A 23,087-nucleotide genomic window follows, 5' to 3' on the forward strand; every position below is an offset into this window, starting at 1 on the left:
TTTTTTTTAAATAAAATAACCCAAACTTTACCAATAAAATATTGAACAAAAAATCCTATTTCAAAACATTATTGGAAAAATAAGAAGCGTATAAAACTTTCATGCCTGATAGCGGCGGCTTTCAGATTATAATACCCTCCCCTCACAACGATTGTAACTTTTCTTACATATCGCAAGGATGTCATGTAAAAGGCTAAAGATAGAGTACATATTATATAATCACCATTGCATAAATATCTTACACGCTTTATGCTTTTCCATGGGAGCAAAAGGAAGATGTCAATGTCATCTAAACTGACGCGTAACCAAACATTGGTTTTAAATACTTTAAAAAATGCAAAAGGGCCTTTAAGTGCTTATGCGATTCTCAATCACTTACGCGAAGAAGGTTTTCGCGCACCTCTCCAAGTTTATCGTGCGTTAGAAAAACTCGTACAGTTAAAGTGTATTCATCGTCTTGAAAGTGTAAATGCCTTTATGGTCTGTTTACACCCTGAAAACTGTCAACATGAACTTACAACGTTTATAATTTGCGAAAACTGTGGCACAGTCAACGAAATACAAGATCAAACGATTGTATCAAGTTTAAAACAGATGGTTCAAGCGGTTGACTTCCAAGCACACAAAAGCACCCTAGAAGTACGAGGTCTTTGTAAAAAATGCGCAATAAAATAAGACATCTAACTTGACAATAAGATCTCTAACTTGCAAGTTTATATATTTAGCATTATGTAGCAGGGATCGCCTTATTGTTGGAAAAGCTTTTATCGTCCGTGCATATATCACCCTACCCTAGAGTGAGAGGCTTATTGTACTCGTTAGAACATAAATATTGAAAGTATAAAATCATGTCCGTATCTGAGACCATTTTTTCAACAAAAAATCTCGATAAAATGAAACAAAAAAAAGTAATCAAAGCCCTTCTTATCGTCTTTGCGCTTTTTGTACTTTGGTTTAGCTATAAGTGGACGACGCAATGGTGTTGTATGCTGTCCACTGAAGATGCCTAAACTGTGGCACAGTCCACGAAATACAAAATCAAATGATTGTATCAAGTTTAAAACAGATGGTTCAAGCGGTTGACTTCCAAGCACACAAAAGCGCCCTAGAAGTACGAGGTCTTTGTAAAAAATGCGCAATAAAATAAGACATCTAACTTGACAATAAGATCTCTAACTTGCAAGTTTATATATTTAGCATTATGTAGCAGGGATCGCCTTATTGTTGGAAAAGCTCTTATCGTCCGTGCATATATCACCCTACCCTAGAGTGAGAGGCTTATTATACTCGTTAGAACATAAATATTGAAAGTATAAAATCATGTCCGTATCTGAGACCATTTTTTCAACAAAAAATCTCGATAAAACGAAACGAAAAAAAGTAATCAAGGCTCTTCTTATCGTCTTTGCGCTTTTTGTACTTTGGTTTAGCTATAAGTGGACGACGCAATGGCGTTATATGCTGTCCACTGAAGATGCCTATGTACAAGGAGATATAGCCGCTATTGCGACTAAATTAAATGGATATATTGAAAAAATTGCCATTAAAGCCAACCAAGTTGTAAAAAAGGACGATGTTTTATTTTACTTAGACAATGGTGATTATCAAATAGCCTTGGATCAAACAGAAGCGCATCTTGACACACAGAAAAAAACACTTCTACGCATTGATGCGCAAATCACAGCCGCTCGTAGTTCTTTAGATGATGCAAAAGCACAAAAAGCAGCCGCTTCAGCCATAGCAACCAATGCACAACTCACCTTAAAACGTGTAACAGAACTGAAAGCCAATCGTTATGCTCCTCAATCCAATGTTGATGATGCCAAATCCGCTTATGAACAAGCCATTGCGAATGTTAACAGAGCGGATGCAAAAATGGCTTCAGCACGTGCAAATATCCGAGTGCTAGAAGCGCAACGAAGTGAAACAGAAAGCGAAACAAAGAGTTTAGAGCTCTCGCGTAAAAAAGCACAACGTGATCTTGATTCGACCATTATACGAGCGCCATTTGATGGAGTTATAGGAAATTTAACAGCAAAAACGGGAGATTTTGTTGTAAATGGCCAACGTCTTGCGGCGTTAGTCCCCATACATGCACTTTATATTGAAGCAAACTATAAAGAAACACAGCTACAAGACATTCATACCGGACAAAAAGCTTATATTTCTGTTGATGCCTTCGAAAATGATGTTTTTACAGGAACAGTGCTTTCTATTTCGCCCGCAACAGGCGCTGTTTTTTCTCTTCTGCCTCCACAAAATGCTACCGGTAACTTTACAAAGATTGTCCAGCGCATTCCCGTACGTATTTCTATTCCAGAAGAAGTCTTAAAAACCGGACATATCCGAGCAGGAATGAGTGTTTCGGTGAAAATTGATACACGTACAAAGCCACAAGATAAAAGTCTCTTATAAAAAAGTAGAAGATCTTACTATGACATCTTCCATACCAGAGCTCATACAGTCTCAAGAACGCATAGGAATGCGCAAAATTGTAGTTTTTATAGCTATGTCTTTTGGCATGTTTATGGCAATCTTAGATATCCAAATCGTTTCCTCTTCTTTAGCTGAAATTCAAGCGGGTCTTACAGCAAGCTCTGAAGAAATTTCATGGGTTCAAACTTCCTATCTCATCGCTGAAGTCATCATGTTGCCGCTTTCTGGATTTTTAGGAAGATTGCTTTCAACACGTGTTTTCTTCACCATATCAGCGATCGGGTTTACGATTACTTCTGTTCTTTGTGCAACAGCAACATCTATTGGAGAGATGATTTTGTATCGCGCACTACAAGGTTTTATTGGTGGAGGAATTATCCCAAGCGTTTTTGTCGCCTCTTATGTTCTTTTTCCTCCTTCCAAACGCCCAATTGTTACCCCTATTGTTGGACTAGTAGCAACATTGGCCCCCACCATTGGTCCAACCGTGGGAGGCTATATTTGTCATCTCTCATCATGGCATTGGCTCTTTCTCATCAATGTACCCTGCGGGATTATCATCTCAATTCTCGCTTGGAAATTAATTGATTTTGATAAAGCTGATCCCTCTTTAATGAAGAAGTTTGATTGGTTAGGATTCATTTCTATGGCTACTTTCTTGGGAACTTTAGAGTATATTCTAGAAGAAGGAGCACGTCATGATTGGCTGAGTGATACGCTGATTCGGGATTTGTTCATTACCATGATTCTTGCTGCAGCCTTATTCTTCTGGCGTGCTTTTACAGTAAAAGAACCCATTGTAGATCTCTCTACTTTTTCTAATTTTAATTTTTCAGCTGCATCCATTTTTTCCTTTTCATTGGGAATAGGCCTTTATGGACTCACGTACCTTTATCCTGTCTATTTAAGCCAAATCCGCCACTTTGATGCTCTCATGATTGGAGAAACATTGTTTCTTTCAGGATTCGTCATGTTATTAACTGCCCCGCTTGCTGGATTTCTTTCAGCACGAATGGATGCACGTTTAATGATGGCAATAGGACTTTTTGGTTTTGCAATAGGTATTTGGATGGCGAGCTCTATCACAGATAACTGGGATTTTTGGCAGCTTTTTTGGCCGCAAGTTTTCCGTGGTGCTTCTGTAATGTTATGTATGGTTCCTATTAATAATATTGCCTTGGGAACACTCCCACCAGAACGGATGCAAAATGCTTCTGGACTCTTTAATCTCACCCGGAATCTAGGTGGGGCTGTAGGGCTTGCCATTATCAACACTCTCATAACAAAACGCACAGACTTCCATCATGAACGAATAGCCGAAACTCTTAACTACGCAAACAGACAAGCAACTGAAATGCTTTCAAATCTTACTGTATTATTCAAAACAGAAACCTTTGATTCCTATACTCTGGCTCTTTCTCAATTGTTTGGTATGGTACGCATACAAGCAACCATTATGGCTATTAGTGATATTTTCTTTATCATAACCATCATCTTTGGTGTTTTGACATTTATGACCATATTTCTCAAAAAAATACCACCTCTCATGGATTCACCACCAAATCACTAAGCTTAATTAAAATTGAGAAATATTTTTTATCCTTATCACTTTCCTCGTTTCCTATGCACTTTATCTTGTCTCAAGAGACAGTATAAATAAGCATATGATTCTAAATGATTCTTCTGATAAAAATTCTTTTAATGCGGGCTCTTTCCGCACTTAAAAACAACTTCTCGCATACAAAAATTGTTCTAGATGATCGGTAAACAAAGAGCTTATCTAAAGTGCTCCACACCATAAAGATAAAGCAGCCATTTCTATAAGATTTTTGATTTATCACCATAGGGCACAAAAGATTAAAAGATTCTTTGCCCTTCACTCTTTTGATTCTTACAAGAATATTCATAAAAGATTTATGATTCTTATGATTTTTATTCACGCACATATTTCTCTTATAATGTGTAGGATAACGTTTTTGTTGATTCTGAATGCAAAATTTTACATGAGAAAATCATTTTGTATTTGATACTCTCATGCCAATTGCAAAACGATTTACCTTTATAGCAAAAAAGTAATGATATATTTTTTTCAAAAAAGCTGCTTTTAAACATGTAATTTTATTTTTTTACACTCTTTAAAAAAAGCTGATACTTACAATTTTGATTCTACTGCTGCATATTTTTCTTTCTTAAGCCCCTTCTCTTTCAACAAGCGCTAAAATTGTATAAAATTTCTCAAAATATCTCTCTATTGAATCAATCAAAACCATTCCCTTGCACATAAAAAGCAAAGAAATAAAAACTGTTTAAGAAAAAAGTAAAACATCCAACCGTTTTGATGCAAGATTTATCAACGATATTGAAAACTGGAAAACTGTATGATGATAGCGACTTTAAAAGAACACAAGACAACTCAAAAATCCGGTTCCTTCAGTATTATAAAATAAGACACTATTTCAAAAAATGAGCTTAAAATATATTCTTACTCACTTAACTGAAATTATCAAAAATAAGAAACCAGCCCCATAAAGAAAAAGCCATATAATAAAATCGCAATACAACTCCCCAAAACTTTGTACCGCTAAATACCTTGGCACTGTCAAAACGGTATGCTCTTCTCAATGGCAGCTGCTGAAAAACGAAATAAACACTATCTTCAAGCGACTTTATGATGCTGAAAACGATTTGAAACTTCTCGTTCTCCACTAGGAACCAAAGTGCCATAACACCCAGAAAGATAATGTGGTATCAGTTCCAACGCTTGAAAGCGATGTTTTTCGTAAGGACCAGGCATTGCCAAATTTTCTGTTAAACTATTTGAAAAGCCAAAACGTTGATAAAATTCAAAATCCCCTACCAGCAAAATGGCGCCATATCCCAATTTTTTTGCTGTTTCAATTGCATGGCGGACTAAAATTGATCCTATTCCCATACCAGCACATTCAGACGCAACAGCCAAGGGGCCTAAAAGTAAAGCATGTTGTGTTTCATTTTTTTCTTTAGAAAAAGAAACATGCCAAAGACGGACACTTCCCACAAGCTCTCCAAGCACATTTTTAACCACAAAAGAGAGCCCTTGAGCAGCCAAACGACCACGACGTAAAACCTCTGATGATTTACGTTTACGTCCATACCCCATCATTGAATCAAGCAAATTTTCTCGATAAGGCTTATCGGCTTCTTGCTCCAATAAAAGTGTAAAACATGCCCCATCTTTTGTTTGAAAATTAATCATGTTCATCTCTATAACCGCCCTCTTACAGCGCCATGACGAGCATAGCAAAAAATCTAAAAAACTATAGTTAAAAGGAAATGTCAGATCACATATGATCGTAAAGGCTCAAAACCATTAAAAGCAACCGATGCGTAAGTTGTTGTGTAAGCACCCGTTCCATGAATCAATATTTCATCTCCTATCGTTAGGGATAGAGGAAGCGGATAAGGTGTTTTTTCATAGAGAACATCTGCCGAATCGCATGTCGGTCCAGCCAAAATACAAGGCTCCATCACCTTATCATCATGAGGTGTCTCAATAGGATAACGAATGGCTTCATCCATAGTCTCAGCAAGACCATTAAATTTCCCAATATCAAGATAAACCCATCGTACATTATCGTTATCAGCTTTTTTAGATATTAGAACAACTTCTGTACGAATAACACCAGCATTGCCAACCATCGCACGTCCTGGCTCAATAATCGTCTCAGGGATACGATTACCAAAATGCTTTTTCAATGAATCAAAAACTGCTGTACCATAAGCTTGTTCTGTAGGGACATCTTTCAAATAACGCGTTGGAAAACCGCCCCCCATATTCACCAACCTTAGTGAAATGCCTTCTTGTTCCAAACGCTTAAAAACTGTAGAAGCATCCGATAAAGCACGATCCCACGCACTCAAATCAACCTGCTGAGATCCAACATGAAAAGAAACACCATAGGCTTGCAAACCCAATTGGTGTGCCCGTCTTAGAACATCAACCGCCATATCTGGAACACAACCAAATTTGCGTGACAATGGCCACTCTGCACCTTTGCCATCGGTAAGAACACGGCAAAAAACACGTACTCCTGGAGCAACACGCGCAATTTTTTCCACTTCTTCAACACAATCAACAGCATAAAGTGAAACTCCCAATGCATATGCTCGTGCAATATCACGCTCTTTTTTAATCGTATTTCCAAAAGAAATACGCTCTGACGTTGCTCCTGCTTTTAAAGCCATTTCAATTTCTGCAACAGAAGCCGCATCAAAAGAAGATCCTAAAGAACTTAGCAAACGCAAGATTTCAGGAGCTGGATTTGCCTTTATTGCGTAAAAAATACGAGACTGCGGCAGAGCTTTTTCAAAATTTAAATAGTTATCACGAACAACATCAAGGTCAACAATTAAGCATGGACCTTCAGAACGATGTGTTGCAAGAAAATCGCGAATACGTTGCGTTGCCATCTGCAATTCTCCTTGAGGGAACGCTCCCCCACTCTATGCTTAGACAGCCAAAGCTGCCAAAAGCTAAAGGACAAAAAACACACAACAACCATCCCCATTCTGATTACAAAAAACCAGAAATTAGCATTGCATGCTGCGAAAGAACAGCGCGAAACCGCGTTATTCTATTTTATCTGCCTTTTTGATTGGAGTTGAGAAAACCACTTCCGCACTGAAGGCAATGAGGTGTGCCTCTATAGTTATCCCAGCATTTAAAAGCTGGAAGACACCAGAAAGGCCCGCACCGTCGTTGCTTCAAGATGTCCTCATTCTTGCAATTGGCTGTAAGAATGACTGGAGCGGTTAGTTCCAGGTACCGTACCGGTTAATCTCACCATTTGAGAACCAGCGGACACCCACAGGCACGTGCGACTTTGGGCAAGGCATCCTATAAAACGAATTCTTTCTCATTTCAATCATTTTTTTAATTTTAAACATTTTTTAATTCTTAAAGATAAAATGATGCGAAAAAACAACACTCTCCCCCAGACAAAGCCATCCATCCGCTTTCATGAGATCACACCCTTACATTATCCGTACAACATAAATCACTGTCTTGCGTTTAAAGCCCCTCGTTTCTTTACCCTATTCTATCTCCTAATATCTGCAGCAGAAAATAACGCAAATAAATTACTCAAAACATTAATTTATAATGATAATTTATTATTGTACCCTTAAACAAAAATCCCATTATAAAATCCTCTTATTTCAACCCTCTTACAATGAATCAATTAAAATCATTCTTTTGCGCATCACAAATAAAAAACAATTGAAAAAAGGAGTACCTCTTATATATCCTCTCAAATGCAAAGATGACCAACATTGAAGACTGAGGATAGTAACGACTGAAGCACCATAATCTTTAAAGATAACGTGTCCTTCCCCCAACAAAACACCATTATCTTTCTCATTTACATCCTAAAAAACATCCCTACTTCCACATTCATTTCACAGCATCGCTTAAGCAAAATATCATGAAGAATTCCCCGTATAATATAGCTTGTATGATATAGATCAACTACATCTCACCCTCTTTATACTTATGAAATTAAAAACAAACGCTCCCATTCTATCTGCCAACTCCCAATATTGCAGAAACTCCTACATTGAAATGTTTCATAACACCTTATCTAAAATGATTTTTGTCCACACGTTGCTCCCATTTGCAACGTACAAGTGAATGAATTTTACGCGATTCGTTCTCATCTAATCTGAAAGCAACAAAGTTCACAATATTGAACTCTTTTATTCAAATGAATAATAAATTATCATTATAAATTAATGTATTATATTAAATTCTGAAATCATAAACTCCTATTATCATTTTATTTTTCCACCTAGCATCTGCTTTTTAATCACATCTTATTCATACGCTTTTCTCTTAAACTATAATCTCCCTCCTCTGCGCTGTTGGTGAACGGCTTTTCTATTTTAAAATGAAAAGTATTTGAAATACTCAATCCTATAAAGTCAAAGAAAGTAAACAATCTATAATGATTACTTATAAGTCAAATAATTTAACATAAACAAAAAGACCGAATAATATCCGGTCTTATAAAATATTTTTCTACTAATATTAAAAAACTCTTCTCTCTTAAATTTAAGAGAAAAACGCTACAATTTAAAGCCCTACACTGCGATATCCTTATGTCCCTTGATGAGAATCAATTGCACGCAACTTCAACAATTGAAATTGCCTATGGCGCTCACGAAAGCGCTCTCTATCGGCTTCACTACGCGTGTTATAACAAGCATCACAGGAAACACCTTCCTCATAATGAGGCGATAATTTGCTTTCAGCATTAAGAGGAGAACGACACGCGCGACATAATTCGCGTCCACATTCTTCAAGACCATGTTGAACAGAAACACGCTCATCAAAAACAAAACACTCACCCCACCATAAACTTTTCTCTTTTGGAATTTTTTCTAAATATTTTAGAATACCTCCTTTTAGATGGTAGACTTGCTCATAACCAAGATCACGAACATAAGCTGTTGATTTTTCACACCGAATACCACCTGTACAAAACATGGCAATTTTCTTTTTTTTCTTTAACTCAGCCTCATGTTTACGCACCCATTCAGGAAATTCGCGAAATGTTTTAATCTGCGGATCAATCGCTCCTTGAAAACTCCCTATCGCATATTCATAGTCATTCCGTGTATCGATTAAAATTGTCTCTTCATCTTGAATAAGAGCATTCCAATCTTCAGGATCGACATAAGTACCAACAACTTTTAGCGGATCAACCCCTTCAACCCCCATCGTCACAATCTCTTTTTTCAACCGCACTTTCATGCGATGAAAAGGCATTTTTGATGCCCATGAATATTTAATTTCCGGCGTTTGAAACGCTGGCTCAGCCGTAATAAAATCCACCAATGCCTCAATCGCATCACAAGAACCAGCAACTGTTCCATTAATGCCCTCTTGTGCTAAAAGCAGAGTGCCTTTGATATCCTTTGCTTGACATAAATCCTGCAAAGGTTTTTGTAATTGATGATAATGCTTCAAATCTGCAAAGCAATAAAGTGCAGCAACTTTAAAATTCTTTTCCATGTGTTTTGCCATAACGCGCGTTTCATTCAATTTCAAGATTTATTCATGTACTCTTTAACATATTGTGCTTAATCAAACGATACAAATAATATCATCTCCAAGAAGAAAAAATATCATGTGCCAAAAAAGAGAAAAGCTTTTATTATATCTCCAAGGACAAACTGTTATACCTGTTTTACTCATTGACAATCTACAAAGTGCTGTACCCTTAACACGCGCTCTTGTCAAAGGTGGATTAAAAACAATTGAGATCACCTTGCGAACACCAAATGCCCTCAAAGCAATTCAGAAAATTACACAAGAAGTCCCTGAAGCAATTGTTGGAGCCGGCACAATTCTCAACACAACACATTACGAAAAAGCCGAACAAGCTGGAGCCAAGTTTATTGTAAGCCCCGGATTATCCAATGAACTAATCAATTGTGCAAAAAATAGTGAAATTCCCCTTCTTCCCGGTGCAATGACCCCAAGTGAACTCATGCAAGCATTAAACAAAGGCTATTCATATCTTAAATTTTTCCCTGCTGAAGCTACTGGGGGTATTTCCTTCATCGAAGCTTTAGCATCTCCCTTCTCTGATATCCGGTTTTGCCCAACAGGCGGTATTACACAAAAAAGTGCAACACAATGGCTCCAACTGCCCAATGTCTTCTGCGTTGGAGGTTCTTGGATAGCGCCCCAAAAACTCATTGCAATAAGTGATTGGGATTCGATTACTGCATTAGCATATACCGCATCACAACTTCCCTCTCCCTCGAAAAAAGCTCTTTCTACAATATAATGTAATGTGCAAGAATATCAGCCCCTTCAACAAGACCAAAGCTTTCACACATCCTTGCGCAATCTTTTAACATCGTCATAAAACCATAAATCATCACCCGATCTTCATTAGGATGAATTTTGCGAGTTCTATTGTTTCAAAGCCGCTTGTTTCAAAAAAGCACCACTCTCCATAACAGTCGTAATACGCCCCATATGCTCAGAAAGCTCACGAGTGGTCATAGGATAAAATTTCAGCTGTTGTGCATATGCCCCACAATGAGTGGATCTTATTGCAAAAAGGAAACAAGATCTTTTGCACAAATTGACTCATTCTTTTCGCGCGTTATTTAAATAAGAACAACTTCTGAAAATTTTTCATAAATGTCAGGCTCACGAATAAAGCTTGCAAAAGAAAAAAAAAACCGTACCGGTTTGAAAGAAGATAAAGCATCAACTTTCCCACTCATTACTCCACAAAAGCGCGCTCTACAACATAAGTAGCAGGAGCATTATTGGCCCCTTCAACAAGACCAAAGCTTTCACACATCCTTGCGCAATCTTTTAACATAGCCATGGAACCACAAATCATCACCCGATCCTCATCAGGATGAATCTTAGGAAGGCCTGTTGTTTCAAAAAAGTCCCCACTTTCCATCACAGTTGTAATACGACCCATATGCTCAGAAGCTTCACGAGTAGTCATAGGATAAAATCTCAACTGTTGTGCATACTCTCCAATGAGTGGATCTTGTTGCAAAGAGGAAACAAGATCTTTTGCATAAATTAACTCATTTTTTTCGCGCGTTGTTTGAATAAGGACAACTTCTGCAAATTTTTCATAAGTTTCAGGATCACGAATAAGGCTTGCAAAAGGAGCAATCCCCGTCCCAGTTGAAAGAAGATAAAGACGTTTTCCAGGAATAAGAGCATCAAGCACCAGCGTTCCTGTAGATTTTTTACGCATGAGAACTGTATCACCAATTTTAATTTTTTGGAGATGCTCGGTTAAAGGTCCCCCTGGAACTTTTATCGAAAAAAACTCAAGCTGTTCATCCCAAAAGGGACTTGCAATCGAATAAGCGCGATAAATCGGCTTTTCTGCATTTGGCAAACCGATCATAACAAACTCACCCGAACGAAAACGAAAACTTTCCGGACGATTCAGACGGAATTTAAATAACCGATCTGTATAGTGACAAACCTCTTGGACAGTAAGGGCGAACACATTCTCAGGAATCGGAAAATTTGCAACGCTGCTGATGCTTGACGGAACATTGGTAGCAGACGTATTCATACTCTTCCCCATATCTTTATTGAACGTTAAATTTCGAATCCTTGACGTGATATAGTACTTGCACAACCATCTGCCAACAATTTTCTCAACACAAAAGCCTCAAGGTTAACACTTTTATGTCAAAATTAAATAAATGAGTCTAGCGCGCTCTATAAGCGATAAAATTGATTTCACTTAAAACCAATCAAAGACTAGAAAGTAAATACTGGATACCCAATCCATCTTGAAAACAAATAATATCCAAATCAACGAGTTTTCTAAATCAACAGTTTTTAATGTATCAAAAAGTGTTTACACACTGTTTTCCATTCAATAAAAATAATTTTAAGTGCATGAGACGACATCCAAAATTGCACAGATGAGTGATCTTCCCCCTCATGGTAAAAAACTTGTAATACATTGACTTAACGTGGTTAATTTAATCATTTTACCTTCTCTAAATAAGAAGCCAATGCAATATTTAATCACAACAATCACACCAGCAATAATAGTCTAACATTGCACTCTTCAAAATGATACAATACAATAAACTATGTTTATTTTTTTATATGCCTAAACGAGGAAAAATAAGTAAAAAAGTCTATGTTTTACAAATCATTAGAAGATACCATGTTGATAACAACACAAATAAAACTAAACTATCTCTTATATCTAGAGTACCATTTTACATAAAAAACGACTTTAATGGCAGCATAGGCTTCTTAATGATTTTGACCATAGCAAATAGTGTCTTTCCCCTATATCGTAAAGAACCTCAATGAAACAACCAAAAAAACTCCGTATTTCACGAACACAGATAAGCTTTTAAAATGAACAAATCCGTTAATGATGAAATAAATACATCACTCTATACAGCTGTAGCAACCATCGATGTCAGTGCCATTGTTGCCAATTATATTACTTTAGCCAAACGTGTAGCTCCAACACAATGTTCAGCAGTTGTAAAAGCAAATGCCTATGGATTAGGAGCTCACAAAATTGCTCCTGCCCTTTATCAAGCTGGTTGTCGCACTTTTTTTGTCGCCCAAATCAGAGAAGCACTCCAATTAAAAAGCATTTTACCATCAAATGTCACAATTGCCATTCTGAATGGACTTCCACACTTAGCAGAAGAGTTTGTCGCACAATCTGGTATTGTTCCTGTTCTAAACTCTTGGAATGCCATTGAAAATTGGCAAAAAATTTGTCAAAAAAAAGATAAAAAATTTCCAGCAATTGTTCAAATCGATACCCATATGAACCGATTAGGACTGGATCAAAAAGAATTACAAAAACTCATCAAACACCCTACAATTTTCGAAAAAGCAGAAATAAAATATATTCTTAGTCATCTTTCTAACGGAGAAGATGATACCCACCCATCAAATTATGCCCAATTGACTTCTTTCAAAACGATCCTTGCGCAATTGCCTGCTTGCAAAGTTTCCTTTGCCAATTCTGGAGGTATCTTTCTAGGATCAGATTTTTATTTTGATCTTGTTCGTCCAGGCATTGCACTTTACGGAGTTGATCCGCGGGGAAAACACCCATCACCTTTGAAACCTGTTTTAAAACTTGAAGCCCAAGTCATTCAAAGCCGCGTTGTTGATATAGGAGCACCTGTTGGTTATGCAGAAAGCTTTATAACCAACAGACCAAGCACTCTTGCAACCATTTCTATAGGCTACGCAGACGGCTGGCTCCGTACTCTTTCGAATAAAGGAACTGTTTATTTCAACGGGCACAAACTTCCCATGGTTGGGCGGGTTTCTATGGATTCCATTATTGTAGATACGACCGATCTTGAACAAAAACCTCAAACTGGTGACTGGGTAGAACTCATTGGTCCCCATCAAACACTTGAAAAAGTATCTATAGATGCCGATACCCTTCCCAATGAAATTCTAACATCTCTTGGCTCCCGCTATAAATACATTTACACATAAAAACTCTTTAAAAAAATAAATTGATAAAAATCATCATTTTAGAAAATTGAGGGGCTTTTACAAAAGATTTTACAACAATCAACCACACAGAATGGTCATAGACACCGTACATTCACAGAAATCTCAAAACAGACAAGTTGATGGACTGTTTTATGGAAGTAGCTTTCACCTAAAATACAAAAACTTAGCCTTTCCCCATAAATTGACAAAAAAGAATCTACTACAAAGTTTTTAAAATTAATTTCCCAATTAAAATCATTCGCTTGCATACCACAAGCTGAACTATGTGTAGATAAAAATGATTTAAGAAAAGAATAATGCCTCTTATGAACCATAGTGCCAAGAGCTATAACATTAGGCGCTGGCAAAGTGTATGATAGTGCCCAGCTTACTCCGTTATGAAGCGTAAAGATAGTGGGGAATCAATGGATTTACCCTTACACCATTCACGAGCGCCGTCGCGAAATGGGATTGGGAGCGAAGTGTCTCTTTAAAACAAACACGTGAATTAACAACTCAAGTATATTCTTTTTGGAGCGTTCTGTTTTACATGAGGATCATTCCCCCACTAAAGAACACAATAAATAAAAATATGGAGCAATGTGTAATCCCCATTATTTAAAAAACATTGCTTTAAATGCTTTTGAAAGCCATAAAGCTGAATTAAGAGGAGATGACAAACTGAGGATTGATTTTCACCTTTACGGCTTTACATTTTCCAAAATAAGATTGTCTTCCAGTTTCAAAGATTACGTCAACAGAAATACGCAATCCCCGCCCTCATCTGACAGACAAAAGCAGGAACTACTCATAAAGCTCTTTTTTTCTCAATCTCTGGCTCAAGACATGTTGCTGCATTAAGTTTGGATGTTGATTTACAGGCAACAGCTAAAGCACACGAGCTCTTAGGAAAACAGCGCCGTAAAGTCACAAACTGACTTGCAATGAAGTGGAAAGATGTGCCGGCTTTTATAAGACCCCTTGTAAAAAAAACATAATACATTTGGCTTTGCGTTTGCTCATTCTGACAGGTGTTCTTACATATTTTTTCGTCATATTTACAAAAAGCAGATTAAAGAGAAATATTTAGACAATTCTTGACTCGAAAAGATGCAACAACAGAGTTTCGCGTGTCTTTATCATCAAAAACATTAAATTTGATTTTATTCTTTCTACAACCCGTCGTCGTCACCTTAGTGAGAAGTAGTATGTCACAACACATGCAACAGACGTGCCCCTATCCTCATAGGTTTTCACTCTCGTTTACATGAATTAGCTGGCTAGACCAATGCCGCCTAGTCACTAAAACCATGTCATACGGTAGAAAGCAAAGGAGAACATGCCTATTGCCGACAAAATACAGCTTTTTGTCGACTTTTTCGATTTTGCTCATGTTATAAAAAACAATGCAAAATTCTAGAAAATAGACAAATAATTCCATAGTAACATGATCAACAAGTACAAACCCACACAAAATGTGTGGGCTTTTTTGTTTATGCAAATAAACAAATTAAATACATATTTGTTATTTAATAGGTATTTCCCAATGGCGGACACGAACAAATGAGCATTCTGTCTCCCGCAACATTATCAATACGCGATACAGGAGGCCAATATTTATTGGCTGGATCAAGAGAACTGTTGGGAAAAGCAGCTTCTTGTCGCGAATAGGGTCGTGCCCAAGCATCATCTAAAGTATCTGCCACTGTATGAGGGGCATTCACCAATGGATTATTGTCTTTTGGCCAAACCCCATTCCCAACTTTTTTCGCTTCTTCAGCAATAGAGAGTAAAGCATCACAAAAACGATCAATCTCTGCTTTTGGTTCTGATTCCGTTGGCTCAATCATCAAAGTTCCCGGAACCGGAAACGACATCGTGGGCGCATGAAATCCATAATCAATGAGACGTTTTGCAATATCATCAACACTCACCCCATACTGCTCTTTCAACACGCGTGTATCCACAATACATTCGTGCGCAACACGTCCATGCTTGCCCCGATAAAGAATGGAATAAGCGGCTGAAAGACGTGCAGCAATATAATTGGCATTTAAAATGGCTATTTGTGTTGCATATTTTAAGCCATCAGCCCCCATCATTCGAATATACATCCATGTAATTGCAAGAATAGACGCACTTCCATAAGGAGCAGCCGAAACCGCATGTGTTGTCCCATCCTGTTCATGACCTGGTAAGAATGGTTTGAGATGCACTGCAACTCCAATTGGTCCCATACCAGGACCACCACCACCATGAGGAATAGCAAATGTTTTATGAAGATTCATATGACAAACATCAGCGCCAATATCCGCAGGACGAGCAAGCCCCACAAGGGCATTGAGATTAGCACCATCAAAATAAACTTGTCCGCCATTTTCATGAATAATAGAACAAATTTCCTTAATGCTTTCCTCGTAAACACCATGGGTTGAAGGATAAGTAATCATAAGAGCAGCCAATTTATCTTTATGCAATTGCGCTTTCATCTTGAGATCGTCTACATCAACATCACCATCGCTTAAACATTTTACCACAACGACTTCCATCCCTGCCATATGAGCCGAAGCTGGATTGGTACCATGCGCAGATGCAGGAATAAGACAAACTGTACGTTGATGTTCTCCTCGTGATTGGTAATATCGTCGGATAGCCAAAAGCCCAGCATATTCACCTTGAGCACCAGAATTTGGCTGAAAAGAAACTTGCGCAAATCCTGTAATTTCACACAACCACGCATTTAACTGGTTGATCATCTCCAAATAACCCGCTGCATCCTCTTGTGAAACAAAGGGGTGTATATTGGCCATGCTCGCCCAGCTCACAGGCATCAATTCAGCAGCTGCATTAAGCTTCATTGTACAAGAACCAAGAGGGATCATAGCGCGATCCAGCGCCAAATCCTTATCCGCTAAACGACGCAAAAAGCGCATCATATCTGTCTCTGAATGAACAGCATGAAAAAAAGGCTGAGAAAGAAAAGCAGCATCCCGTTTTTTTCCAAAGAGTCGTGGAGAAACCTTATCAAAGAGTTGTGCCCCCAAAAGCTGCGCTAAAGCACCAGCATCTTCTTCTGTTGATAATTCATCAAAATTGATTGCAATAGTGTCATCATCGAGAACACGAATAAGGCGCCCACCTATTTTGGCTTGATGCGCAATTTCTCGCGCTTTTCCCTTAACAGAAATACTCACACAATCAAAAAAGCTTTTCCCTTCAACATGAACCCCTGCTGCTTCTAAACCAGCAACAAAACGACATGTTAAATGATGAATTCGCTGCGCAATTTCTTGTAAGCCTTTTGGCCCATGCCAAACAGCATAAGCGGTTGCCATATTAGCCAACAAAGCCTGCGCTGTACAAATATTTGACGTCGCTTTATCGCGCCGAATATGTTGTTCACGTGTTTGCAAAGCTAAACGAAAACCAACGCGTCCTTTGGTATCCACGGATTGACCAACAATACGCCCTGGAATAAGACGCGTTAACGCATCACTCACGGCAAGGTAACCAGCATGTGGACCACCAAATCCCATCGGAACGCCATAACGCTGCATAGAGCCAACAACGATATCTGCCCCCCATTGAGAAGGTGGCTCCTGAAGGGTAAGCGCTAAAGGATCAGCTACAACGATAACGAAAGCTCCCTTTTCCTTTGCCTCTTTTATAATCTCACTGTAATCATGAAAAGAGCCTTTTGTATCTGGCCAAGACAAAACAATTGCCGCTGTATCAGGATCAATTTCGCCATTTTGGCTAATCTGAATCCCTTGTGTTTCAGCACGCGTTTGCGCAACACTCAAAGTCTGAGGATGTAAAAGACTCTGAAGAGAAATTTTTGTTTTTTTCTCACGGAAAAAGCGAACAGCAAGGGCATTGGCTTCAGCTAAAGCAGTTGCTTCATCAAGAAGGGAAGCAGCAGAAACAGGCAAACCTGTTAGTTCACTAACCAATGTCTGAAAATAAAATAAAAGCTCTAAACGACCTTGGCTAATTTCTGCTTGATAAGGCGTATAAGCAGTATACCAAGCAGGATTTTCAAACAGATTTCGTAAAATAACCGGAGGCACATAAGTTCCATGGTATCCTTGCCCAATAAAACTTTTGTGCACATGGTTACGCTCCATCATCTGGGAGAGTTCTTCCAAGGCTTGTCCTTCACTAGCAGCCTCTGGAAGATTCAGTGAACGTCCCAAATGGATAGAGTGTGGAACAGCTTGAGAAATAAGTGCCTCAACACAATCAAGCTCTAAAACATCAAGCATTTTTTGTGTTTCATCAGGACGCAGCCCAATATGTCGAGAAGAAAAAGAACGCTCGATCATGGTACTCATCCAATCAAAGCTTTATAAGCATCTTTATCTAACAACCCCTCCAGTTGTGTCTCATCCTGCAATGTCATTTTCCATAACCAGCCTTCTGTTTCGGGTTTCTGGTTTACCAGTTCAGGATTATCAGCCAAGGCTTCATTTATTTCGACCACTTCACCATCAAGAGGAGCATAAACATCTGAAGCCGCCTTCACTGATTCTACAACAGCCGCCGCCTCTCCTTTGGAAAGTTTTGTTCCACTTTGTGGTAAATCAACAAAAACCAAATCCCCTAATTGCTCTTGCGCATAATGCGTAACCCCAACAGTCACCACTTGCCCTTCAACGCTAAGCCATTCATGGTCATGTGTAAAATAAGTTTTAGACATAAAAAATCATCCTTTAAAATAACGTTGTTCAACAAAGGGAAGAGAATGAACTGATAATACAATCTTTTTGCCTCGCAGTTCTGTAAAGACTTGTGTCCCTTCAACTTTAAAATCAACAGGAACGTAACCCATCGCGACAGGACCATCAAAAGAAGGACCAAAACCACCTGATGTTACAATGCCAATCTCATTACCTTGATCATCAAGAAGCACCGCACCGGCACGAATAGGTTGACGCGTTTGCGGTTTTAATCCAACACGACAACGAGCCGGTCCTTTTTGCAGTGCTTCAAGAAAAGCCTTTGCTCCATAAAATTGTGCTTTTTCTCGAACACTTTTAGGAACAGCCCATGTTAGAGCCGCATCAATAGGTGTCGTATCAGGGGTAATATCATTTCCATGCAAACACAGCCCCGCTTCCAACCGCAAGCTATCGCGTGCGGCAAGTCCAATCCACTCAACACGAGAATCACTCAGCAATTTTTCAGCCAACATATGCGCATGCCCTATAGGCAAAGCAATTTCAAAACCATCCTCTCCCGTATAACCAGAACGCGTTATAAACCAATCCTGTTGTGGTTCGAATCCTTGCATAAAGAACAATTCATTCCCTGGTAAATCGGCATCAGCAAGAACAGCTGCCGCTTCAGGACCTTGAAGCGCAAGCAATACCCTTTCAAGGGCAATCACTTGACATTCAAAATCAACCGCACGCTTTTCTAATTCTAAAAAATCAGCCTGTGCATTCCCAGCATTGGCGACCAACATAAAACGACCCTCTTCCAAACGGGTAATGATAAGATCATCAAGAATACCAGCCTGCTCATTAAGCAAATAATTATACCGTGAATGCCCAATCTTTAAAGCTGCTGCATCAATGGGAAAAGCATAGGACAAAAATTCCACAGCTTGTGCCCCTTCAACCGCAATCAATTTCATATGAGAAATATCAAAAAGTCCTGCATGTGCACGCGTATGAAGATGCTCTTTTAAAACGCCAAGAGGATAAGTTAAAGGCATGTTCCAACCCGCAAAAGCACCAAATTTTGCTCCTGCTTTTTCATGCAAATCATATAAAGGAAGTGTTTTTAAAAAAGATGTTTCTTGTGCTGTGCCCATAATAACTCCAAAGCTGCGCTAACGCCCACAGAATATGGTCGTCTCTGCCCCCTCTGTCATCAACCTGAGAGACTCGCGAAAAGATTTTTCGCTTACACCTTCGGCGCGGGTTCTCCCGACTTTCCAGATCTGCCTTCTTCCTTTTACGGTCCTTAAAGCCTGAGAGATTATGGGCTATTTCCCCTTCGGCGGCAATGCGAAAATTTGCAATCTGCACTCTCCCGCAAAAGAATGAAAGAAACGATAACGCTCTTTCCAGCATATTTAAACCTATAGCCTATCTTCATCACACTGTCATTAGTAAAGTGATGAAAATGTTCTCATTTTAAAACTTGCATAAGCTGCTTCAAAAGATTTATAATATTATCCTTTTGAACCTTACAAAAATTGCAAGCAACACATTTTAGGAAATTTAAGACAAAAATCAAAAGCTATAAACAAAAATACCTCTTGAAAATCATGCAAAACGTCACACACTAAAAAGATCGCAAAGCAATATTCTTTCGCGCGCAGTTCAACCTTAAAGATAGGGTTTCATATTCTTTTTGAGAATAAGGACTTCAAATATTTTATAAGTATGATTTTAATGCACAAGAAGTAGGTTTTCTGCTTTCTCAATAGTGTCATAAATAGCGACTATTTACAGACTAAAATTACCGAACAAAGGTGACAAAATACTCATGAAAGCTGGTAATATCTCTTACAATTGCGAAAATGATCTTCCAAAGCAAATTGCTCTTTTTCCTTTAGAAGGTGCACTCTTACTACCCGGTGGTTTTTTATCACTCAATATTTTTGAACCAGAATCACTTGAAATGATTGAAAATGTTATGGTAACTGATCGTCTATTGGGCATTATTCAACCACTTTCATCGGATACAGATCGCTTCTCTACACAACTTTATAAAACAGGCTGTATAGGGCGTATTACAAACTACAGTGAAACAGGAAACGGACAACTGTTCATTATCTTACAAGGTGTTTGCCGCTTCACTTTAGAACAAGAATTGAAAAACACAAAATCCTATCGAACAGCTCTCATCCAATCAAACATAAAAGACTTGCAAGAATTTGATATTGAAGAAAGCATTAACCGAGAGAACTTACTCGACGTTGTAGAAAAATATCTAACCATACATGAAATGGAATATAATTGGAGCAGCATCATAGAAGCCCCTACACCTATATTGGTTAATGCTTTTTCAGCTCTTATCCCCTTTACACCAGCAGAAAAACAAGCTCTCCTTGAAGCTCCAGATATCGAAAGCCGTGCCCAAACTCTTCTTGCATTAACAGAACGCTCGCTCATGAAACAAACAGGAACAGATTACCGCTTAAACTAATGAATGTCCAAACATGAAAAAAATGACCACAGATCCCAAAATGCTCGAATTGCTCGTCTGCCCAATGACGAAAGGTACTCTCTCTTTCAACCGAAAAACACAAGAGCTCATTTCTCTCAAAGCCAAACTTGCCTACCCTATTCGTGATGGCGTTCCCATTATGCTTGCCTCAGAAGCGCGCCCTTTGCAAAACAATGAAGAAATAACGCATAAAAAATAAAAAATCCTCATGCAATTTCCCTCTACAAGCCCACTGTTATCAAGTCTCTATCAATATGATATCTCAATATTTACGATTTCTGAAAAAAGAGTTTTACAATGAAGATATTTATATCGCTTTACACCTTGTAACAAAAGCCAAAAATATCAGCAGATTCTCTCATTCCAGCCTGTTCATACTGAAGCAATCAAAACCATTCGCTTGCACCACACAAGAATCTGAATAAAAATGGCTCTTATGAACTTCTTAAAAGCAAGAATTATAATAACATTTTGAACCAACTCAGGTAAATGAAATTTATTATATTAAACATAAAGATTGTTATATTTCATGGACTTTAATTTATACTATTTACGAACAACATATTTGAGATATCTCGATTTAAGATGAATAAAAACGACAAGTTATATCATCTTATGTATACCATATCGGGACAAGAATATTTATCTGTTTATGTACTCTTCAAAGCGGGAAAACAGCCTAATTTGGGGGAGAAAACATAAAATCGTAAAGGAGAAAATCACCCCATTACCTTGCCATCACCCTTTAATTTCGCTTTACAATTTTTACAAGTATCTAAAGTATCTCAAGCAATATTTTTATGTATAATATACGCATTAATTACGTGAAAACTTGAAACAACAAACAAGAAACACTGTTGTAATTTCAATTGACGATTGAAAGTAATTGCCTTATGAAGGAGGCTTGTGTTTTTGGTTGTATACGCGACAATCAAATAGGGTCTGGAAGCCCGAAAAACTCAAACTAGAAATAAAACCGCTTTTGCGGATATCTCGGAATTTCCGAGGGCTCTTGTTATGTCCAAGTGCTTTCAGCACTAAAAGCAAGGGGCTGACTCGGTTTCAGCACTTCGACCCCGGAAACGCTTATTCCATAAAAATATAATAAATTCAGTGTGTTATATGCAATTATTTTATATGAATCCACTTAAGAATCCACACTTTTATGCATGATCCATTTGACCCTTTTTTATATAAGATTGCCATGTATGAATAGACCATAAAAAGCAAGTCATGATACAAATATTATAACGCATGTGTGCATTCAAATGAAATGAAAAGCAGATATCATTTATAACAGTTTATAAATTTTATGACACGTTTTTATCACAGCACAAATCACATTGTTTAAAAATTTAGTCGTTTGGAATTATCGATTATACGTTTAAAGAATGGTATGAGTTTTGCTCTTTTTTGAGCGAAACCTTCAATCGAATAATCGTTTGAAACTGTCATAAGCTTATAGGTTTAATTTATAAAGATTGCATAAAAGGATTTAAAGACAAGATCACTTTTAAAGCGCTTTCTAAAAGTTTAGAAAATGATAGGTAATCAGCATAAATATAATATCATGACTATAGAATGAAAATCACAATGTTATGTTTTATGAAAGAGAAAGCTTTTTAATGATATAACGCAAGCAAGAAAACTTCAAAACCATTGTAATCTCACATGGATTTTTACTCAATTTTGAGTCAAAAGCTGTAATATTTAAAGAATGCTCTATTCTAAGATAACGCCCCCAAAAATGGACCGGCTAATATTTAAAGAAATTAGGTTTTAATGAAAAGTACAAATACGCTTATGAGAACCTCACTAAATGAACGTTTAAACGTTTGAAACATAAAATGAGATCTTTATAAGAAACGTTAAAACTTTTTTTTATTACAGTTATAACTTAGTTATCATTTGCTCTTAAGAACGTTTCATTTATGAAAAACGAAGATCTAGATTTCACAGCAGAGCAAAATCTTGAAAACCTTACATTTTATAAAAGCGTTTGTTTATTTATCTTATGAAAAGCTGCTTTTAAAAACCAATGCTCGTAAATGTAAAAAACCTTTTTGTTATAAGATATTCACTTAATATGCATGTTCTTTTGATTGGATTGTTAAAGCTACCGAGCGTTTTGATTTGTTTGATAGCCATAACAAGCGTTTATAGGCTCTGTAATTCCAACGAGTGATTAAAGATCATACGCATCGTTTACGTTTCTTTTGATAAGTTTTCATATCTCTCATAGAGCACTTGCAATATGATACGTTTTGTATATATGCATTCATTACTCCATTGTGGATGATTATTTTTTATCATTATAATCGTTATTTGAAAGCCGCGTCATATCATTTGGCACGGCTTTTTTTTATTTTACTCTCTCTTTTATGATATGTTTATAGCAATGCATTTTATATGCGTTTATAACCATAAAGAATGCACG

General features: G+C 37.6%; 14 protein-coding genes, 3 pseudogenes and 1 riboswitch. Of the genes and pseudogenes, 9 read left to right on the forward strand and 8 right to left on the reverse strand.

The genetic code is table 11. The features are described from left to right. The first annotated feature begins 282 nt into the window (after positions 1 to 282). The 5 genes and pseudogenes from ACFIMK_RS02320 to ACFIMK_RS02340 all read left to right on the forward strand — a co-directional run bounded on the left by ACFIMK_RS02320 (position 283) and on the right by ACFIMK_RS02340 (position 4,006). Entirely contained in the window at positions 283 to 675 is a 393-nt protein-coding gene (locus ACFIMK_RS02320; protein WP_375629863.1) for a Fur family transcriptional regulator, read from the forward strand. 173 nt (positions 676 to 848) lie between these two features. Next, positions 849 to 1,007: pseudogene (locus ACFIMK_RS02325) on the forward strand (HlyD family secretion protein); the annotation flags it as partial. Continuing rightward, positions 1,004 to 1,147 (forward strand): annotated as a pseudogene (locus ACFIMK_RS02330) (transcriptional repressor); the annotation flags it as partial. The pseudogenes ACFIMK_RS02325 and ACFIMK_RS02330, both read left to right, overlap by 4 nt. Positions 1,148 to 1,320: 173 nt before the next feature. After that, the gene (locus ACFIMK_RS02335) at positions 1,321 to 2,415 is read left to right on the forward strand and encodes an HlyD family secretion protein (protein WP_375613633.1); all 1,095 of its coding nucleotides are present in this window, start codon (positions 1,321 to 1,323) and stop codon (positions 2,413 to 2,415) included. 19 nt (positions 2,416 to 2,434) lie between these two features. After that, positions 2,435 to 4,006, forward strand: a complete 1,572-nt coding sequence (locus ACFIMK_RS02340) for a DHA2 family efflux MFS transporter permease subunit (protein WP_375613634.1) — start codon at positions 2,435 to 2,437, stop codon at positions 4,004 to 4,006. Between the two features lie 1,086 nt (positions 4,007 to 5,092). Here ACFIMK_RS02340 and ACFIMK_RS02345 read toward each other — a convergent pair. The 3 genes from ACFIMK_RS02345 to ACFIMK_RS02355 all read right to left on the reverse strand — a co-directional run bounded on the left by ACFIMK_RS02345 (position 5,093) and on the right by ACFIMK_RS02355 (position 9,487). After that, positions 5,093 to 5,677, reverse strand: coding sequence for a GNAT family N-acetyltransferase (locus ACFIMK_RS02345; RefSeq protein WP_273791458.1), 585 nt, complete (start codon positions 5,675 to 5,677; stop codon positions 5,093 to 5,095). Between the two features lie 74 nt (positions 5,678 to 5,751). Continuing rightward, positions 5,752 to 6,885 (reverse strand): type III PLP-dependent enzyme, encoded by a 1,134-nt coding sequence (locus tag ACFIMK_RS02350; RefSeq protein ID WP_375613635.1) that lies wholly within the window; start codon positions 6,883 to 6,885, stop codon positions 5,752 to 5,754. Positions 6,886 to 8,569: 1,684 nt separating this feature from the next. Beyond that, positions 8,570 to 9,487 (reverse strand): rhodanese-related sulfurtransferase, encoded by a 918-nt coding sequence (locus ACFIMK_RS02355; RefSeq protein ID WP_375613636.1) that lies wholly within the window; start codon positions 9,485 to 9,487, stop codon positions 8,570 to 8,572. A gap of 115 nt (positions 9,488 to 9,602) precedes the next feature. On the opposite strand from ACFIMK_RS02355, the gene eda reads away from it, so the two are divergent. After that, complete coding sequence (eda, locus tag ACFIMK_RS02360) at positions 9,603 to 10,268, forward strand: bifunctional 4-hydroxy-2-oxoglutarate aldolase/2-dehydro-3-deoxy-phosphogluconate aldolase (protein WP_375638779.1); 666 nt, start codon at positions 9,603 to 9,605, stop codon at positions 10,266 to 10,268. On the opposite strand, the pseudogene ACFIMK_RS02365 reads toward eda, so the two are convergent. Next, positions 10,247 to 10,659, reverse strand: a pseudogene (locus ACFIMK_RS02365) (ferredoxin--NADP reductase); the annotation flags it as partial. The gene eda and the pseudogene ACFIMK_RS02365 overlap by 22 nt on opposite strands. A gap of 56 nt (positions 10,660 to 10,715) precedes the next feature. Beyond that, positions 10,716 to 11,543, reverse strand: coding sequence for a ferredoxin--NADP reductase (locus tag ACFIMK_RS02370; protein ID WP_375612296.1), 828 nt, complete (start codon positions 11,541 to 11,543; stop codon positions 10,716 to 10,718). An 809-nt stretch (positions 11,544 to 12,352) separates the two neighbouring features. Here ACFIMK_RS02370 and alr point away from each other — a divergent pair. Continuing rightward, positions 12,353 to 13,468: an alanine racemase gene (gene alr, locus ACFIMK_RS02375; RefSeq protein WP_375612295.1), complete on the forward strand. Its 1,116-nt coding sequence runs from the start codon at positions 12,353 to 12,355 to the stop codon at positions 13,466 to 13,468. A gap of 1,529 nt (positions 13,469 to 14,997) precedes the next feature. Here alr and gcvP read toward each other — a convergent pair. The 3 genes from gcvP to gcvT are packed head-to-tail and all read right to left on the reverse strand — an operon-like array spanning position 14,998 to position 19,286. Next, positions 14,998 to 17,793 carry an aminomethyl-transferring glycine dehydrogenase gene (gcvP, locus tag ACFIMK_RS02380; protein WP_375683012.1) on the reverse strand — a complete coding sequence of 932 codons (2,796 nt, stop codon included), beginning with the start codon at positions 17,791 to 17,793 and terminating at the stop codon, positions 14,998 to 15,000. 5 nt (positions 17,794 to 17,798) lie between these two features. Beyond that, complete coding sequence (gene gcvH / locus ACFIMK_RS02385; RefSeq protein WP_375612294.1) at positions 17,799 to 18,167, reverse strand: glycine cleavage system protein GcvH; 369 nt, start codon at positions 18,165 to 18,167, stop codon at positions 17,799 to 17,801. Positions 18,168 to 18,173: 6 nt separating this feature from the next. Then, positions 18,174 to 19,286 (reverse strand): glycine cleavage system aminomethyltransferase GcvT, encoded by a 1,113-nt coding sequence (gcvT, locus tag ACFIMK_RS02390; RefSeq protein ID WP_375675667.1) that lies wholly within the window; start codon positions 19,284 to 19,286, stop codon positions 18,174 to 18,176. Between the two features lie 136 nt (positions 19,287 to 19,422). Further along, positions 19,423 to 19,520: riboswitch (glycine riboswitch) on the reverse strand. 446 nt (positions 19,521 to 19,966) lie between these two features. Between gcvT and ACFIMK_RS02395 the strand changes: the two genes are divergently transcribed. After that, on the forward strand, positions 19,967 to 20,629 hold the full coding sequence (locus ACFIMK_RS02395) for an LON peptidase substrate-binding domain-containing protein (protein WP_375610818.1): 663 nt from the start codon (positions 19,967 to 19,969) through the stop codon (positions 20,627 to 20,629). Between the two features lie 13 nt (positions 20,630 to 20,642). Then, positions 20,643 to 20,849, forward strand: a complete 207-nt coding sequence (locus ACFIMK_RS02400) for a Trm112 family protein (RefSeq protein ID WP_273791466.1) — start codon at positions 20,643 to 20,645, stop codon at positions 20,847 to 20,849. Positions 20,850 to 23,087: the final 2,238 nt, after the last annotated feature.

This window comes from Bartonella sp. AP280QHHD, from assembly GCF_042196125.1.
GTDB lineage: Bacteria > Pseudomonadota > Alphaproteobacteria > Rhizobiales > Rhizobiaceae > Bartonella.